This is a genomic window from Streptomyces sp. NPDC058246, from assembly GCF_042881985.1.
Taxonomy (GTDB): domain Bacteria; phylum Actinomycetota; class Actinomycetes; order Streptomycetales; family Streptomycetaceae; genus Streptomyces.
In genome coordinates this window covers 12,187-29,343 of sequence record NZ_JBHVWZ010000022.1, presented here as the reverse complement: position 1 = coordinate 29,343, position 17,157 = coordinate 12,187, and the positions used below count along the sequence as shown (strand labels likewise).

General features: G+C 70.5%; 13 protein-coding genes. 10 read left to right on the top strand and 3 right to left on the bottom strand.

Annotation, left to right across the window (positions count from 1 at the left end; translation table 11 throughout):
- Positions 1–249: 249 nt before the first annotated feature.
- The 9 genes from cysC (at position 250) to ACFVXA_RS27435 (ending at position 13,523) form a co-directional block, all read left to right on the top strand.
- A complete protein-coding gene (cysC, locus tag ACFVXA_RS27475) occupies positions 250–831 on the top strand; it encodes an adenylyl-sulfate kinase (RefSeq protein WP_390027250.1) in 582 nt (193 codons plus the stop codon).
- Entirely contained in the window at positions 828–1,766 is a 939-nt protein-coding gene (cysD, locus tag ACFVXA_RS27470; RefSeq protein ID WP_390027162.1) for a sulfate adenylyltransferase subunit CysD, read from the top strand. Before cysC ends, cysD begins: the two co-directional genes overlap by 4 nt.
- 1 nt (position 1,767) lies before the next feature.
- Entirely contained in the window at positions 1,768–3,087 is a 1,320-nt protein-coding gene (locus ACFVXA_RS27465; RefSeq protein ID WP_390027159.1) for a sulfate adenylyltransferase subunit 1, read from the top strand.
- A 437-nt stretch (positions 3,088–3,524) separates the two neighbouring features.
- On the top strand, positions 3,525–6,227 hold the full coding sequence (locus ACFVXA_RS27460; RefSeq protein WP_390027156.1) for an FAD/NAD(P)-binding protein: 2,703 nt from the start codon (positions 3,525–3,527) through the stop codon (positions 6,225–6,227).
- A 553-nt stretch (positions 6,228–6,780) separates the two neighbouring features.
- Positions 6,781–7,107 carry a TcmI family type II polyketide cyclase gene (locus ACFVXA_RS27455; RefSeq protein ID WP_362016325.1) on the top strand — a complete coding sequence of 109 codons (327 nt, stop codon included), beginning with the start codon at positions 6,781–6,783 and terminating at the stop codon, positions 7,105–7,107.
- Entirely contained in the window at positions 7,104–8,378 is a 1,275-nt protein-coding gene (locus ACFVXA_RS27450) for a beta-ketoacyl-[acyl-carrier-protein] synthase family protein (protein ID WP_362016327.1), read from the top strand. Before ACFVXA_RS27455 ends, ACFVXA_RS27450 begins: the two co-directional genes overlap by 4 nt.
- Positions 8,375–9,595 (top strand): ketosynthase chain-length factor, encoded by a 1,221-nt coding sequence (locus ACFVXA_RS27445; RefSeq protein WP_362016329.1) that lies wholly within the window; start codon positions 8,375–8,377, stop codon positions 9,593–9,595. Before ACFVXA_RS27450 ends, ACFVXA_RS27445 begins: the two co-directional genes overlap by 4 nt.
- 21 nt (positions 9,596–9,616) lie before the next feature.
- Complete coding sequence (locus tag ACFVXA_RS27440; protein WP_383741026.1) at positions 9,617–11,395, top strand: ABC transporter ATP-binding protein; 1,779 nt, start codon at positions 9,617–9,619, stop codon at positions 11,393–11,395.
- 172 nt (positions 11,396–11,567) lie between these two features.
- Positions 11,568–13,523, top strand: coding sequence for a multicopper oxidase family protein (locus ACFVXA_RS27435; RefSeq protein ID WP_389751756.1), 1,956 nt, complete (start codon positions 11,568–11,570; stop codon positions 13,521–13,523).
- Between the two features lie 54 nt (positions 13,524–13,577).
- Here ACFVXA_RS27435 and ACFVXA_RS27430 read toward each other — a convergent pair whose 3' ends face one another.
- From ACFVXA_RS27430 to ACFVXA_RS27420, 3 genes are all read right to left on the bottom strand, one after another.
- Positions 13,578–13,979 (bottom strand): GNAT family N-acetyltransferase, encoded by a 402-nt coding sequence (locus ACFVXA_RS27430; protein WP_383741020.1) that lies wholly within the window; start codon positions 13,977–13,979, stop codon positions 13,578–13,580.
- Positions 13,963–15,234, bottom strand: a complete 1,272-nt coding sequence (gene purB / locus ACFVXA_RS27425; protein ID WP_390027153.1) for an adenylosuccinate lyase — start codon at positions 15,232–15,234, stop codon at positions 13,963–13,965. Before purB ends, ACFVXA_RS27430 begins: the two co-directional genes overlap by 17 nt.
- Positions 15,235–15,299: 65 nt before the next feature.
- A complete protein-coding gene (locus ACFVXA_RS27420; RefSeq protein WP_362016340.1) occupies positions 15,300–15,563 on the bottom strand; it encodes a hypothetical protein in 264 nt (87 codons plus the stop codon).
- A gap of 275 nt (positions 15,564–15,838) precedes the next feature.
- Here ACFVXA_RS27420 and ACFVXA_RS27415 point away from each other — a divergent pair, with 275 nt between their 5' ends.
- On the top strand, positions 15,839–17,020 hold the full coding sequence (locus ACFVXA_RS27415) for a nucleotide disphospho-sugar-binding domain-containing protein (protein WP_362016342.1): 1,182 nt from the start codon (positions 15,839–15,841) through the stop codon (positions 17,018–17,020).
- Positions 17,021–17,157 lie beyond the last annotated feature (137 nt).

The window sequence follows — 17,157 nt, the reverse complement described above, 5'->3', positions numbered from 1 at the left end:
GTCCCCGATCCGTATGTCCCCGATCCGTGTGTCCCCGGTCCGTGTGTCCTCGGCCGGCTGCTTCGGCGGGCCGGTGACCTCGCTGCCCGCCGCTGCCCTGCACCGCCGGGCCCGGCGAGGGCGAGGGCGAGAGCGGACGGGGCGCCCGCGCCCGCCGGGCCGGCCCGCGCAAGACCGAGTGCGACAACCGCTTCTGACAGTCCGTCAACTCACTTTCAGGAGAACATCGCCGTGACCACAGATCACACCCTGGCCGCCGGGGACACCGCAGAGGCGGCCACCGCGGCCGCCGCCTGTGAGCGCGGCGCCACCGTGTGGCTGACCGGACTGCCCAGCGCGGGAAAGACCACCCTCGCCTTCGCCCTCGCCGAGCGCCTGCGCGCCACGGGCCACAGGGTCGAGATGCTCGACGGTGACGAGATCCGCGAATTCCTGTCCAGGGGACCGGGGTGCACCAAGGAGGACCGGCACACCAACGTGACCCGGATCGGCTTGGTGGCTCAGAAGCCGGCCGCCAACGGCGTCAAGGTGCTGGCCCCGGTCATCGCCCCGTACGCCGCCTCCCGCGCCGCCGTCCGTGACCGGCACGCCGCGGGCGGCACGGAGTTCCTGGAGATCCACGTGGCCACCCCCGTCGAGCTCTGCTCCGAGCGTGACGTGAAGGGCCTGTACGCCCGGCAGGCCGCCGGCGAGATCTCCGGTCTCACCGGCGTGGACGACCCGTACGAGGCCCCGGACGACCCGGAGCTGCGCATCCAGACGCAGGGCCGATCGGTGACCGAGTCCGCCGCCGAGTTGCACGCCCTCCTGACCGAGAGGGACCTGGCATGACGACCGCGACCCCGAGTCTGATCGAGGCGTCGGAGAACCCCTACGCGCTGTCGCACCTGGACGCCCTCGAGACGGAGTCGGTGCACATCTTCCGCGAGGTGGCCGGGGAGTTCGAACGGCCCGTGATCCTGTTCTCCGGCGGCAAGGACTCGATCGTCATGCTGCATCTGGCGCTCAAGGCCTTCCATCCGGCGCCGGTCCCCTTCTCGCTGCTGCACGTCGACACCGGGCACAACTTCCCCGAGGTCATCGCCTACCGTGACCGCGTGGTGGCGCGGCACGACCTGCGCCTGTACGTCGCCTCCGTCCAGGACTACATCGACGAGGGCCGGCTGCGCGAGCGCCCGGACGGCACCCGCAACCCGCTGCAGACCGTGCCGTTGCTGGACGCCATCGAGTCCCACCGCTTCGACGCGGTCTTCGGCGGCGGCCGCCGCGACGAGGAGAAGGCCCGCGCCAAGGAGCGTGTCTTCTCGCTGCGGAACGAGTTCGGCGCCTGGGACCCGCGCCGCCAGCGTCCCGAGCTGTGGTCGCTCTACAACGGCCTGCACGCGCCCGGCGAGCATGTGCGCGTCTTCCCGCTCTCCAACTGGACCGAGCTGGACGTCTGGCAGTACATCGAGCGCGAGGGCATCGAGCTCCCGGACATCTACTACGCCCACGAGCGGGACGTGTTCAGCCGCGACGGCATGTGGCTGACCGCCGGCGCGTGGGGCGGCCCCAAGGAACACGAGACGCCCCAGCGGCGGCTGATCCGCTACCGCACCGTCGGCGACATGTCCTGCACCGGCGCCGTCGACTCCGACGCCGCCACCAACGCGGACGTCATCGCCGAGATCGCCGCCAGCCGCCTCACCGAGCGTGGCGCCACCCGGGCCGACGACAAGCTCTCCGAGGCCGCCATGGAAGACCGCAAGCGCGAGGGGTACTTCTGACATGACCACCGCTCAGAACGCCCCCGTCACCTCGCTGCTGCGCTTCGCCACCGCCGGCTCCGTCGACGACGGCAAGTCCACCCTCGTCGGCCGTCTGCTGCACGACTCCAAGTCCGTGCTGGCCGACCAGCTGGAGGCCATCGAGCACGCCTCCCGCAATCGCGGCCAGGACGCGCCCGACCTGGCACTGCTCACCGACGGCCTGCGCGCCGAGCGCGAGCAGGGCATCACCATCGACGTCGCCTACCGCTACTTCGCCACCGGCCGGCGGCGGTTCATCCTCGCCGACACCCCCGGCCATGTGCAGTACACCCGGAACATGGTCACCGGCGCCTCCACCGCCGAGCTCGCCGTCGTCCTGGTCGACGCCCGCAACGGCGTGGTCGAGCAGACCCGCCGGCACGCCGCCGTCGCCGCGCTGCTGCGCGTTCCGCACATGGTGCTGGCCGTCAACAAGATGGACCTGGTCGACTACACCGAGCCCGTCTTCGCGGCCATCGCCGAGGAGTTCACCTCCTACGCGGCCTCCCTCGGGATCGAGGACGTCGTGGCGATCCCGATCTCCGCGCTGGCCGGTGACAACGTGGTCGAGCCCTCTGCCCACATGGACTGGTACGGCGGCCCGACCCTGCTGGAGCACCTGGAGACCGTCCCGGTCGACAGCGACCCGAGCGAGGAGCCCGCACGCTTCCCGGTCCAGTACGTGATCCGCCCGCGGAGCGAGGAGCATCACGACTACCGGGGCTACGCGGGCCAGTTGGCCTCCGGCGTGCTGCGGGTCGGGGACGCCGTCACCGTCCTGCCCTCCGGCCACACCACCACCGTCGCGGCCATCGACGCGCTCGGCAAGAAGACGGACATCACCTGGGCGCCCCAGTCGGTCACCGTCCGGCTCGCCGACGACATCGACATCTCCCGCGGCGACCTGATCGCGGCCGGCCCCACGCCGGTGCCCACCAGGGACGTCGAGGCCCATGTCTGCCACCTCGACGAGCGCCCGCTGCGCGCCGGCGCCACGGTGCTCCTCAAGCACACCACCCGCACCGTACGCGCGCTGGTCAAGGACATCTCGTACCGGATCGACATCGGCACTCTCGAACAGCGTTCCGGAGCTGCGGGGCTGCAGGTCAACGACATCGGCCACGTGGTGCTGCGCACCGCCGAGCCGCTGACGCTCGACAGCTACACCGACAACCGCCGGACCGGCTCGCTCCTGCTGATCGACCCGGCCGACGGCACCACCCTCACCGCCGGAATGGCGGGCGAGGCCTTCGAGGCCGTACGCACCACCGAAGCACTCGACGAGGAGGACCGGGTCTGATGCCAGGCATCACTGCACGTGCACGTCGGCGACGTGCCGCGATCTCGGCCGGCGCGGCTCGTACCGCTCGGGGCGCAGTCATCCGCGGTCCGTCCCTCGCAGACGCGGGCGCCGGCGTTCTCTCCGACCGACACGCGGGTCGCGGCTGACGACCTTCCGGTGCCCGCCCGGGATCCGGAGGGAACGGTCCGACGGTTCGCCGCCGCGCCCGCCCGTCGCGCGGTCGCGGGCGATCCGCCGAGGTCTCGCCGCGGACCATCGAGAAGCTGCCGCTCGTACCTGTCGCCGGGTGCCCGCGGCGGGGGCGTTCCTGCTGGTGGACGAGCACGACGGCGCCCCTTGAGCGCCGCAGTGGCCGGCTCCTCCGGCCTGGCCGCCCGACCTGTGTGGGGCCTCATGGCGGCGAGACGAAGTCGATTGAACCAGGGAGTCGAACGTTGAGCTGTAATTCGTCCTCGCACCGCGTCGCAGTCGTCGGTGCCGGTGCGGCAGGGACACTGACGGTGATTCAGCTGATGCGGCAGGCCGAGCGCCTTGGCCGGACGCTCGAGATGTGGCTGATCGACCCTGCCGAACAGGCCGGACCGGGAGTCGCCTACGGGACGTCCGACCCGCGCCATCTGCTCAATGTGGCCGCCGGCCGGATGAGCGCCTTCCCGGACGACCCCGAGCACTTCCTGCGGTGGCTCGCCCTCGGCCACCCCTCCGCCGCGCCCGGTGACTACGTCTCCCGGCAGGAGTACGGGCGGTATCTGACCGAGGTGTTCGAGCGCACCGCCGAGGGGTGCCGCAAGACCCGCCTGCACCGAGTGCGGGACCGGGTCGTCGCCGCCCGCGAGCAGGGGGCCGGGTGTGCGCTGCGGCTCGCCGGCGGCGGCGAGCTTCGGGTGGACGCGGCCGTGCTCGCGCTGGGCAACTTCGCGCCCGGCCAGGACTGGGCCGGCACCGAACTGCGGGAATCCGGGCACTTCGTCGCCGATCCCTGGGTGCCCGGCGCGCTCGACGCCGTGCCCGAGGACGAGGACGTCCTGCTGGTCGGCACCGGTCTGACCATGGCGGACCTGGCCGTCACCCTGGCCCGCCCGGACAGAGTGCTGCACGCGGTGTCCCGCAACGGGCTCGTCCCCCAGGAACATCTGGCCCACGCGATCCCAGCCGCCGCGCCGCCGAGTCTCGACGGTTCGCGCGGTCTCGACGCACTGCGTCGGGACGTACGGCGGTACCTCGCCGCGAGTCGGCGTGCCGGCGGCGACTGGCGTCCCGGTATGGACGGGCTTCGCCCGGTGACGGCGGCTGTGTGGCAGCAGCTGTCCGCGGCCGACCGGACCCGCTTCCTCCGGGAGGATCTGCGGCTCTGGGAGGTGCACCGTCACCGCATGGCACCCGGGACGGCGGTCGCGGTCCGCGAGTTGCGGTCCTCGGGCCGGCTGCGGGTGGGAAGCGCCGAAATGGTCCAGGCCGAACCGAGCGACGGCGCGGTGTCCGTACGGCTGAGCGACGGGAGGAGGCTCCGGGTCGGTGCGGTGGTCAACTGCACCGGAGCACAGACCGACCTCCGCCGCACGGCCGACCCCCTGGTGCGCTGCCTGCTGGATCAGGGCTACGCCCGGACCGGCCCCGCCGGCATGGGAGTCGACACGTGGAGCGACGGACGGCTGGTGCCCGCGGCCGTCACCTCCGCCTCGCGACTGTGGACGCTCGGGGTTCTGCGGCGCGGGAACCTGCTGGAGAGCACGGCGCTTCCGGAGATCCGCAGCCAGGCCGCGGACGTCGCGAACAGCGTGCTGACCGCGCTCGCCGGCCGCCGTGCGCCCGGGGCCACCGACCGCTACGGCCTGAGTCTGAGCACGACCCGCGAGGCGGCGGAGGTGTACAACGAGGCCCTCGAACGGATCCTTGCGGGCGAACACGGCGGCGAGACGCTGCTGACCGAGGCGGTTGCCGCCGACCCCCACTTCGCCGCGGGCCATGCGGCACTGGCGTTGCTCGGTCACGAGTGCGGGGCTCTCGTGGACCCGGCCTCCGCGCTCGACGCCGCGCGTCGGGCCGCGGTGCGCCGGGCGGACGACCGCGAACGCAGCCTGGTCGCCGCGGTGGACGCTCGCCTGACCGGCACCGAGGAGTCGGGCAAGGCGGCCCTCCTGAGCCATATCGCCGAGCATCCCCGGGACGCGCTGGTGGTGAGCGCGGCCGTGCCGACCATCTCGTTCAACGGCGTCACCAGCGGCGAGGAGACCTGGGCCCTGGTCGAGGGCCTGTCCGGCACCTACGGGGCCGACTGGTGGTATCTGGGACAGCTCGCCTTCGTCCGGCAGGAGCAGGAGCGCTGGCAGGAGGCCGAGGCCCTGGCCACGCGAGCGCTCGCTGCCCGGTCCTCGGCCGGCCACGCCGTCCACGCCAGGACACACGTCTTCTACGAGACCGGCGAGCACCGCGCCGGACTGGCCTGGCTGGACGAGTGGATCCGCCGTCACGGGGCCGGGTCCAGTCATCGCTCCCACTTCGCCTGGCACGCCGCGCTGCACGAGCTGATGCTCGACGACCGGCCCGCCGTGCACCGCCGCTACCACCGGGAGCTCGTCGCCTCCAAGGTGAGCGGCGGCCGGGTGCTGGTCGATTCGGCCTCCCTGCTCTGGCGCTCCCGCATGGCAGGCAGTTGGAGGGGCGAGCTGCCTGTCGCCGAGCTGCTGGACGCGGCTCCCGAGCACTGGCTGGACGCGCCTGCGACGGCCTTCGCCGCCCTGCACAGCGCGCTGGCCCTCGCGGCGGCTGCCGACCTCGACGGACTGGGGCAGCTGCGCGGCTATGCCGTGACGCACCGTCAGGAGACCTTCCCGCTGGTGATAGCGCCGCTGTGCGAGGCCCTTTCGGCGGTGCTCCGGCAGTGCTGGCAGGAAGCGGCGATGAGGCTGTGGCCGCTGCTGCCCTTGCTCCACCGGGTGGGTGGCAGCAAGGCGCAGCACGAGGTCGTGGAGGAGACCCTGCTGCACGCCCTCGTCTCGGGCGGGGAGCACGAGCGGGCCGCGGAACTGCTCTCGGCCCGGCTGGACCGACGTCCTTCGCCGCTCGATCGCCGGCGGTTGCGCACGGTGAGCGGCCGGCGTCAGGCGCTGGAACCGGTACTCCACCCCCATGGGTGATGCCGGCACTGAGGCTCTGCCGTCTCGCCGATGAGGCGAGGTGTCGCCGGCGTCCACCGCACAGCGGGTGACATTCCGTCACCCCGGCCCCCCGAAAGGGCGGTTCCTTCCAGGAACCGCCCTTTTTCCATCTCCCGAGAACGACAGGACGTCGACTCCGGGAGGGAAATCCCGGCGCCACACACCCTCCACTCGACTCCACGAGCGAAATCCCGGGGCCGCACACTCTCCAGCGGAATTCGACGCATTCCCGACCCTTTCTTGAGGGGCGTCACGCAAGGTGGCGATGGGTGATTTCCCGGCGAATGGAGATTGACATGGGCGCGAGGCTCGGGTCCGCCATGCGATCCATATGGAAGACCTTCAGAGAGGGCCTGATGTGGATGGGATTTGCTTGGAGTGGAATGCATCCCCCCTATGACTGGACGGACTTCAGAATCCCGCCTGCCGACCAGCTCTGCCTGCCACCGTTGTCGGAAGAGGAGCTCGCCACATGGGCGGCACTGGTCAAGGAACTGCGATAGACGTAGCACGCCCTCGAGGAGGCGGTCGAATGCACAGCAATCTGATAGTGGCGAAAATGGCTTCGCGTTCAAGTGCTGACGTGGCTCGGCTTTTCAGCGATTTCGACGAGACCGACATGCCGCATCGCATGGGGACCCGGCGACGTCAGCTCTTCATGTTCAACGGTCTGTACTTCCATCTTCAGGACTTCGACGACGACAACGGCGGAGAGCTCATCGAGCAGGCGAAGGCCGATCCGCGCTTCGTTCGGATCAGCCAGGACCTCAAGCCGTTCATCGAGGCATACGACCCGGCGACCTGGCGTTCACCCGCGGACGCCATGGCGCAGAGGTTCTACACGTGGGAGTCGTCGTGACGCGCCGGCGTGTGGTCATCACCGGAGTCGGGGTGGCGGCTCCGGGAGGAATGGGGACCAAGCACTTCTGGAGCCTGCTCAGTGAGGGGCGGACGGCCACCAGGGGGATCACCTTCTTCGATCCGTCGCCGTTCCGTTCCCGGATCGCGGCCGAGATCGACTTCGAACCGGAGGAGCACGGGCTCGGTCCGCAGGTGATCCGGCGCACCGACCGGGCCGCGCAGTTCGCCCTCGTCACGGCGGGTGAGGCGGTGGCGGACAGCGGACTGGATCTGCGCGGCGTCGCGCCCCATCGCCTCGGGGTGGCCGTCGGCAGCGCCGTGGGCTCCTCCATGGGTCTCGACCAGGAGTACCGGGTGGTCAGCGACGGCGGCCGACTCGATCTCGTCGACCACGAGTACGCCGTCCCCCACCTCTACAACTACTTCGTCCCGAGCTCCTTCGCCGCCGAGGTCGCCTGGGCGGTCGGCGCCGAGGGGCCCTCCACCGTGGTCTCCACCGGCTGCACCTCGGGCATCGACGCGGTCGGCTACGCGGCCGAACTGATCCGCGAGGGCTCGGCCGAGGTGATGATCACCGGTGCCACGGACGCGCCGATCTCGCCGATCACCGTGGCGTGCTTCGACGCGATCAAGGCGACCACACCGCGCAACGACGACCCCGAGCACGCCTCCCGGCCCTTCGACCTCACCCGCAACGGCTTCGTGCTGGGCGAGGGCTCCGCGATGTTCGTCCTGGAGGAGTGGGAGTCCGCGCGCCGGCGCGGTGCCCACGTGTACGCCGAGATCGCCGGATACGCCAGCCGCTGCAACGCCTTCCACATGACCGGGCTGCGTCCCGACGGCAGGGAGATGGCCGAGGCCATCCGCTCGGCGCTGGACGAGGCGAGGATCGGCCCCGAGGCCGTCGACTACATCAACGCGCACGGCTCGGGAACCAAGCAGAACGACCGGCACGAGACCAGCGCCTTCAAGCGCAGCCTCGGCGACCACGCCCGCCGTACCCCCGTGAGCTCGATCAAGTCGATGGTCGGGCACTCGCTCGGCGCGATCGGCTCGATCGAGATCGCCGCCTCGGTCCTGGCCATGGAGAACAACGTGGTGCCCCCGACAGCGAACCTGCACAAGCCCGACCCCGACTGCGACCTCGACTACGTGCCGTTGACCGCGCGCGACTGGCGCACCGACACGGTGCTGACGGTCGGCAGCGGTTTCGGCGGCTTCCAGAGCGCGATGGTTCTCGCCCGACCCGACAGGAACACGACGGCATGAGCTCCCAGGTGGTGGTGACCGGCATCGGCATCGTGTCCCCCAACGGCTTCGGTGTGGACGACTACTGGGACGCCACCCGCGCGTCCAGGACCGGCATCGGCCGTATCAAGCGCTTCGATCCGGAGCGCTACCCGTCGAAGCTCGCCGGAGAGGTGGACGGGTTCGCCGTCGAAGAGCACCTGCCGAGCCGGCTCATCCCGCAGACCGACCGCATGACCCAGCTCGCCCTCGTCGGCGCCGATCACGCCCTGGCCGACGCCGGGGTGAGCACGGAGGAAGCGGACGAGTTCGGCATGGGCGTGATGACCGCCAGCACCTCCGGCGGCTTCGAGTTCGGCCAGGGGCAGCTCCAGAACCTCTGGAGCAAGGGCAGCCAGTACGTCAGCGCCTACCAGTCCTTCGCCTGGTTCTACGCGGTCAACACCGGCCAGATCTCGATCCGGCACGGTCTGCGCGGTCCCAGCGGCGTGGTGGTCAGCGACCAGGCGGGCGGGCTCGACGCCCTCGCACACGCTCGTCGTCTGGTCCGCAAGGGCAGTGATCTGATCCTGTCCGGCGGCGTCGACGCCGCCATCTGCCCGTGGGGGTGGGTGGCCCAGCTCACCACCGGAGAGCTGAGCACCGACGAGCGGCCCGACCGGGCGTACCTCCCCTTCGACGCCGACGCGGCCGGGTACGTGCCCGGTGAGGGCGGGGCCCTGCTGATCCTCGAGGACGCCGAGGCCGCGCGCCGACGCGGCGCGACCCAGGTCTACGGCGAGATCAGCGGCTACGGATCCACGTTCGACCCGAGTCCGGACAGCGGGCGGGAGCCGACGCTGCGGAAGGCGATCGAGATCGCGCTGGACGACGCGGGGCTGTCGCCGAGCGGGATCGACGTCGTCTTCGCCGACGCGGCCGCCACCCCGGAGCTCGACCGGATCGAGGCGACGACGATCACCGAGGTCTTCGGGCCCCGGGCGGTCCCCGTCACGGCGCCCAAGACCATGACGGGCAGGCTCGGTTCGGGGGCAGCCCCCCTGGACGTCGCCACCGCCCTGCTGGCGATGCGGGACGGGGTGATCCCGCCGACGGCGAACGTCACCCTCTCCCCCGACTACGACCTCGATCTGGTCACCACGCCGCGGCACACCCCCGTGACCACGGCTCTCGTCCTGGCCCGGGGCCACGGCGGCTTCAACTCCGCCCTCGTCCTGCGTTCCGTCGACTGGAACTGACCGAAAAAGAAGGAGACCAGGGTGAGTTCCACCGGGTCGGCCACCGCTCATCTCCCCGTACAGAAGCGACGCGTCCTCAGGCTGTTCCGCCCGTATCGCGGAAGCCTGCTGTTCGTCGCCTTCCTGGTCGCGGGCTCGTCCCTGGTCTCCCTCGTCAACCCGTTCCTGATCCGGGAGATCTTGGACGTGGCGCTGCCGCAGGGCAGGACGGGGCTGTTGTCGCTGCTCGCGCTCGGCATGATCGTCGTCTCCGTCGCCACCAGCTCGATCAATGTCTGGCAGACCCATGTCTCCGCCAAGGTCGGCCAGTTCGTCATGCACGATCTGCGCACCGCCGTGTACTCCCACCTCCAGCGCATGTCGCTGGCCTTCTTCACCCGGACCCGTACCGGCGAGGTGCAGTCGCGCATCGCCAACGACATCGGCGGGATGCAGGTCACCGTGACGACCACCGCCACGGCGCTGGTGTCCGACCTGACCATCGTCATCGCCACGACCAGCGCCATGCTGCTGCTCGACTGGCGGCTCACGATCGCGTCGCTGATCATGCTCCCGGCGTTCGTCTGGGTGAGCCGCCACGTCGGGGACGAACGCCGCGTCATCACCCGTGAACGGCAGCGTCAGCTCGCCGATCTCTCCTCGATCGTGCAGGAGTCGCTGTCGGTCAGCGGCATCATGCTCGGTCACACCATGGGCCGTTCCCGCTCGCTGACCGACACCTTCGCCAAGCAGTCCCGCCGGCTCACCACCATCGAGGTACGCGCGAGCACGGCGGGGCTGTGGTACCAGTCCACGATCTGGATCGTCATGGCCTCCATGCCCGCGGTGATCTACTGGGTGGCGGGACTGACCGCACGCGGCGGCCACATGGCCATCTCCATCGGCGCCCTGGTCGCCTTCACCACCCTCCAGCAGAGCCTGTTCCGGCCGGCGCAGCGGCTCCTGACCATCGGGCTGGACATCCAGAGCTCGCTCGAACTGTTCGCCCGCATCTTCGACTACCTCGACCTGCCCGTCGACGTCGCCGAGCCGGAGCGGCCCGTCGTGCCGGCGGACCTGCGGGGCGAGGTGTGCCTGCGGGGGGTCTGCTTCTCCTACGCCGGGGCGGAGCGGCCCACGCTGGACGGCGTCGACGTGACCGTCCCCGCCGGGCGCAGCCTCGCGATCGTCGGGGAGACCGGCTCGGGCAAGACCACCCTCAGCTATCTCATCCCGCGGCTGTACGACGCGACGTCCGGCGCCGTCACGATCGACGGGGTCGACGTGCGCGACCTGTCCTTCACCACGCTCGCCGCCGCGGTCGGCGTCGTCTCCCAGGAGACGTACCTGTTCCACGCCTCGGTCGCCGACAACCTGCGGTTCGCCAAACCCGGCGCGACCGACGAGGAACTGGTCGCGGCGGCGCGGATCGCGCACATCCACGACTATCTGATGTCCTTGCCCGACGGCTACGACACGGTGGTCGGTGAGCGCGGATACCGGTTCTCCGGCGGGGAGAAGCAGCGGCTGGCGATCGCCCGCGCCATCCTGCGCGACCCGCCCATCCTGGTGCTCGACGAGGCCACCAGCGCCTTGGACACCCAGACCGAGCAGGCCGTCCAGGACGCCATCGACGCGGCGAGCGCGGGCCGCACCACCATCACGGTCGCCCACCGGCTGTCGACCATCCGCGACGCCGACGAGATCATCGTGCTGGAGCGGGGGAGAATCGCCGAGCGCGGCACCCACGACGAGTTGCTCGGCCTCGGCGGCCACTACGCGACGCTCGTCAACCGGGACACCGAGATCATGGCCGCGTGAGCCCCCTTCCGTCGCCGTAGGCCTGACCGGTGCGCGACGTCGTCGGGGTGGCCGGCCTGAGGGGCCCGTGGCACCCGACGACGCCATCGTGGTCCGACCGCCATGGACCGACCGCACCGCGCTGAAGCCGAGCTCGAGCCCGACGAGAGCGGTCGTCCCTAGCGTCGGGCGAATGGAACCTACATATCCCGACAATTCCGAACCGACCGGGCTGAACCGTCGAGCGTTGCTGCGAGGCGGCGTCGTCACCGGCCTGGGCGCCCTGGTGGCGGCCGCCCCCGTCTTCGCCAGGCCGCAGGCCACGGCCGCCGCGGCCCCCGGCGGGCCGGAACCGTCGGCGGCCGAACTGAAGCTGACCAAGTTCAAGGATCCGCTGCGGACCCCGCCGGTGCTCCGCCCCCGCGACCACGGCGGCCATGACGAGCTGACCGTGCGCATGGTCACGGCCGACGTCACCCTGCACTCGGAGCTCCCGCCGGTGACGATGTGGACCTACGAGGGCGTCTATCCGGGTCCGACGATCGAGACGACCAGCGGCCGTCCGCTCCGGGTCGTCTGGGAGAACCGGCTGACAGGGAACATCCCGGTCACCGCCGTCGACTTCGGCCTGGCCAAAGGCCCCTCCCCCGACCCGCTCACCAACTACCCCGGCACGGACGGCTGCCAGGAGGTCCCGGGCGTGGCCGACCTGTCGCCGTGGGCCGCGGTGCATGTGCACGGCATGCTGACCGGTGGCGGCAACGACGGCTGGATGGAGAACCTCATAGCTCCCGGCGACGTGCAGCTGTCGGCCTACCCGAACAACCAGGCCGCGACGACGCTCTGGTACCACGACCACACCCACCACGTGAGCCGTTTCAGCGTGTTCGCCGGGCTCGCGGGCATGTTCGTCTCGCGCAACGCGGAGGAGCGGGCGCTGGACCTGCCCAAGCGTGACCAGGAGGTGCCGCTGCTGCTCAGCGACCGCAACTTCGGCCTGGACGCGTCGGGCGCCCTCACCGGCCGCCTGGTGCACAAGGTGGAGATGGTCGGCGCGCAGCGGCTCATGCGCCCGCACGCCGGCCCCTACACCCTGGTCAACGGGGTCATCTGGCCCTATCTCGAGGTCGAGCCGCGCTGGTACCGGTTCCGGATCGTCAACACCGCGAACTCCCGGATCTACCGGCTGATGCTGCTGGCGGACGGCCGGCCCGTTCCTGGGGCGTTCCAGGTGATCGGGACCGACCAGGGCCTGATCGACAAACCGGTCCCGGTCGAGGGGGCGCTCAACCTCTCCCCCGGCGAGCGCGCCGAAGTGCTGGTCGACTTCGGCGCGTTCCGCGGACAGGCCCTGAAGCTGGTCAACACGCTGCAGGGTGTCACGCCCGGCGCCTTTGACAAGCGCAACGATCTGCTGGAACCCGACGTGATGCAGTTCCGCGTCACCGACCGCAGACCGGCCACCCGGTTCACGCTGCCCTCGGTCGTCTCGCCCACCTTCACTCGGGTCACCCACGACGACCTTCCGCACGACCAGCCCGGCCGGTGGGTGGTGCTGGTCGGTCCCGGCTCGGCCAACATGCCCGAACTCTGGGAGATGGAGGAGATCGACCCGGCGGGGATCACCTTCCCGTCCGCCGGGATCGTCCAGGTCCAGGACGCCCAGGGCGCCGTCAAGACGCTGCGCAGGACGTCGATGGCCTACGACGACGGCAACGCGTTCACCGCGGCGCACGACGGCGTGGAGATCTGGAAGTACCTCAACCTCGCCGCGGCCCCCCACCCCATGCACATCCACCTGGCCCACTTCCAGGTGCTGTCCCGCGAGAACTACGACATCGGCGGATTCGACCGGGTCACCCGCGGCTCGACCAGGCCGGTGGCGTTCAAGTCGGCGTCGGTGCTCGAAGCGCACGAGCTGGGGGAGAAGGACGTCATACGGGTGGGGACGGCGGGCCAGATCACGGCCGGGCCGAACGGCACTCCGGGCGAGCTGGTCACCGTGGCGGTCCGGTTCCCCGTCGTCGGCAGGGGCGTCCACCACTGCCACATGCTGGAGCACGAGCAGCACATGATGCGCCCCCTCGTGGTGACGCCGGCCACCCATATGCACGCCATGCACGCCATGCACGCGGGCGGCCACCACTGACCGAACCCCCGGTGCCCGCGCCGGTGACCGGCGCGGGCACTCGGGGCGGAGCTCTCAGGGGTTCAGCACCCAGGCGGAGTCGTGCGCGGTGAAGCCGATGTACGGGTAGTACTCCGTCGCGGCGGGCGCCGACAGCAGGACGATCTTGGCCTGCGGCGCCTCCTTGCGGGTCGCGTCGATGAGTTCCCTGCCGATGCCCGAGCGCTGGTGGGCGCGGACGACGGCGATGTCGGCGAGATACGTCACGTAGGAGAAGTCCGAGATGCTGCGCGCGATGCCCACGAGCTCGTCGTCGATGCGGCAGGTGACGACCAGATTGGCGTTGCGCACCATCGCCGCCATGCGCTCGGTCTCCTCGATCGGCCGTCGTTCGCCGAGGCCCGACTCCCGGTAGACCCGCAGCACCTCCTCGAGGTCGAGGTCAGCGCCGTTCTCCCGCTCAATGCTCCAGCTCACGAAGGTTCTCCAAACGCTTGTGAATGACGTCATGGTGTACCAGGAAGCGCTCGGGCCTCAGCAGATCGGCCTCGACCCCCTCGGTCCTGAGCAGGGTGAGGAAGTCCTCTCCGTTCGCGGCGTCCTGGATCATCCGGTAGGTCCGCTCGCGCTCGCTGCCGCCCTCCAGCAGGTCGGCGAGCACCGCCGAGCTGTAGGCCAGCCCGTTGGTCTGGTCGATCGCGTCGCGCATCCGGCCGGGGAACACCTCGAGCTCCCGCACGAGGTCGGCCGCCGCGGTCACCTGGTAGTGCGCGACGATCAGCGCGTCCGGCAGGACGACCCGTTCGACGGACGAGTGGGACAGGTCCCGCTCGTGCCACAGTGCCACGTTCTCCAGCATCATCCCGGAGTACCCGCGCAACAGCCTGGCCAGCCCGGTCAGGCGCTCGCTGGTCGTCGGGTTGCGCTTGTGCGGCATCGCGCTCGACCCCTGGTAGGCGGCCGTCCGGGGCTCCTCCACCTCGCGGACCTCGCTGCGGGACAGCAGCCGGACCTCGATGGCGATCTGCTCCACACAGGCGCCGAGCGTCGCGATCGCCTGCACGAGCTGGGCATGCCGGTCGCGGGCCACGACCTGACTCGGCGCCGGCTCCACGCCGAGGCCGAGCGCCTCGCACACGTGCTCCTCGACGAAGGGATCGATCAGTGCGTACGTCCCGACGGAGCCGGAGATCGTGCCCACCGCGACCTGCTTACGCGCCTCCGTCAGCCGCCGGATCGAGCGGTCGATCGCGAACGCGAAGCCGGCGAGCTTGTGGCCGAACGTCGTGGGCTCGGCGTGCATGCCATGGGTGCGCCCGATGCATGCCGTGTCCCAGTGCTCGACCGCCTTGTCCACCAGCACCCCGCGCAGCCGTGCCACGGCGCCGATCAGGAGGTCGCAGGCCCGGGCGAGGGTGTACCCGAGGGCGGTGTCGACGAGGTCGTAGCTCGTCATGCCGAGGTGTACCCACCGGGCGGAGTCATCCGGCATGTCCTCGCAGAAGGCGGCGAGAAAGGAGAGGATCTCGTGGTCCCGCTCGCGCTCGATCTCCGCGACGTGCGCCGCCGACGGCACCCGGGCCAGCCGGATGTCCGCCAGGGCGCCCTCGGGAACCCGGCCGAGCAGCGCCTGCGCCTCGGAGGCCAGGACCTCCACCTCGGCCCAGGTGGCGTAGCGGGCCTGATCGGACCAGAGCTCCGCCATCTCGGGCAATGAGTAACGGGATATCACGACCGTCGTACCTCCTCAGGAATGACCACCGGCCCGCAGGACGCGAAGGCACGGCGCACCGGCTTTCAGGCGACCTTGCGGACGATCTCCACGGGTCCCGCGTCCAGGAGGGTCCGGACGGCGGACTCGCCGCCGACGACGTCCATGTCCATGTCGTGGAGGCGGTCGATGATGGACAGGACGACCTTTTCCGTGTGCGTTTCCTCGGTGCCCTCCCAGACGAGGTCCGGGAAAACGGTCAGATAGACCTTGTCGTTGCCCTGAGTGAAGATGTTCACTTCCATGATGTCCCGGAGAGCCATTCGGGCGTTGTAGATCAGATTGTTCATGTGTGCCACCGACTTTCGATATCCGATTTACTGAGGCTTTCTCGAGCACGTCCTGACCTCAGGATGGTCAGCCGCCGGGGGCGGTGGCATCTTCGACATTGCCGTGGTGGGCGGCCGGGAAACGGACCCCGCCGTCGGCCTTGTTCAACTGCGCGAAATCCGCAATCGAACGGGGTCGCCATTTGCGATGTTTGACAGAAAAAGAGCGCGCTGTAGAACATCGGTGGTGTCCATTAATGCGTCAGGCCGCGTCTCACAAAAGCATCCGGAGTGCCATGAAAATCCTGTTCATCACCACGGGCAGCCAGGCCACCTTCTATGCCGCCGCCCCCCTGGCGACGGCCGCGCGGAACGCGGGCCATCAGGTCATACTGGCCGCCCACGAGCCGTGGGTGGAGACCGCTGAAGCCATCGGACTTCCCACGTTCTGCTTCACGGTCGATCCGATCCGGCACTTCATGCGGGTCACCAACCCGGGCAGGGGCCTGCGGTTCCCCCGCGAGCTGGGGGACGAGGAGATGTTCGGCCAGGGCCGTGGCTTCGCCCGGATGGGCCTGGCCGGCGTGGAGTCCCTGCTGGAGCTGGCCAAGGACTGGACCCCCGACGTGGTCGTCGGCAGCTCGCAGAGCTACGCGGCGATGCTGCTCGCCGCCCACCTCAAGGTCCCGTACGTGCGCCAGGTCGAGTACCTGGGGATCCCGGTCACCGGCATCGACCCGGGCGCCGAGGAGGAGCTCCGCCCCGAGCTGGACCGGCTGGGCCTGGACGGGCTGCTGAAGCCCGACCTGTTCCTCGACTCGACCCCGCCGTCGCTCCGGCCGTCCCACGACCCCGCCGCACAGCCGCTGCGCTGGATCCCGAGCAACCCGCAGCGCCGGCTCGAGCGCTGGATGTACACCCGTCCCGAGGGGCGCCGCCGCGTGCTGATCACCTCGGGTTTCCGCAGCCTGATGTTCCGCGAACCGGGCTGGTCCATGCCGCTGCTGGTGAGCGAGCTGAACAAGCTGGGGGCCGAGGTGCTGATCGCGGCCTCCCCCGGCGCCGCCGAGCGGTTCGGCTCGGAGCTGGGCGACGCGCGTGTCGGCTGGATCCCGATCGACGTCGCCGCCGCCACCTGTGATCTGGCGGTCCACCACGGCGGCGCGACCACCGCCACGACCCTCATGGCCAACGGCGTGCCGCAGCTGATCATCCCCGAGAACCCCCCGGAGTTCCCCCCGAACTACCACCGGGAGGCCATCGCCAAGGCCATCAGCGACTTCGGCGCCGCCAAGACGCTGTGGCCGCAGGCCGAGGAGCCCGACAAGGCGCCGGGTGAAACGATCGCCGCGGCCTGCCGGGAACTGCTCGAGAACCCGAGCTACACCGAGCGGACCCAGTTCCTCGCCAAGGAGATCTCGACGCTTCCCACGCCCGCCGAGGTCGTGCCCAAGCTGGAGGCGCTGGCCTCCCGCTGAGTTCTTCAGCTCACGGCAACGCGAATCGCCCTGAGACCACGGAGATCTTCTGCGTCGGGCTGAGGGGGATTGGCGTTTTGGCCGGCCGGGGGGGGGGCCGGCCGCGCGGCGGGGTTGAGGGTGGGGGCCGGGGGGAC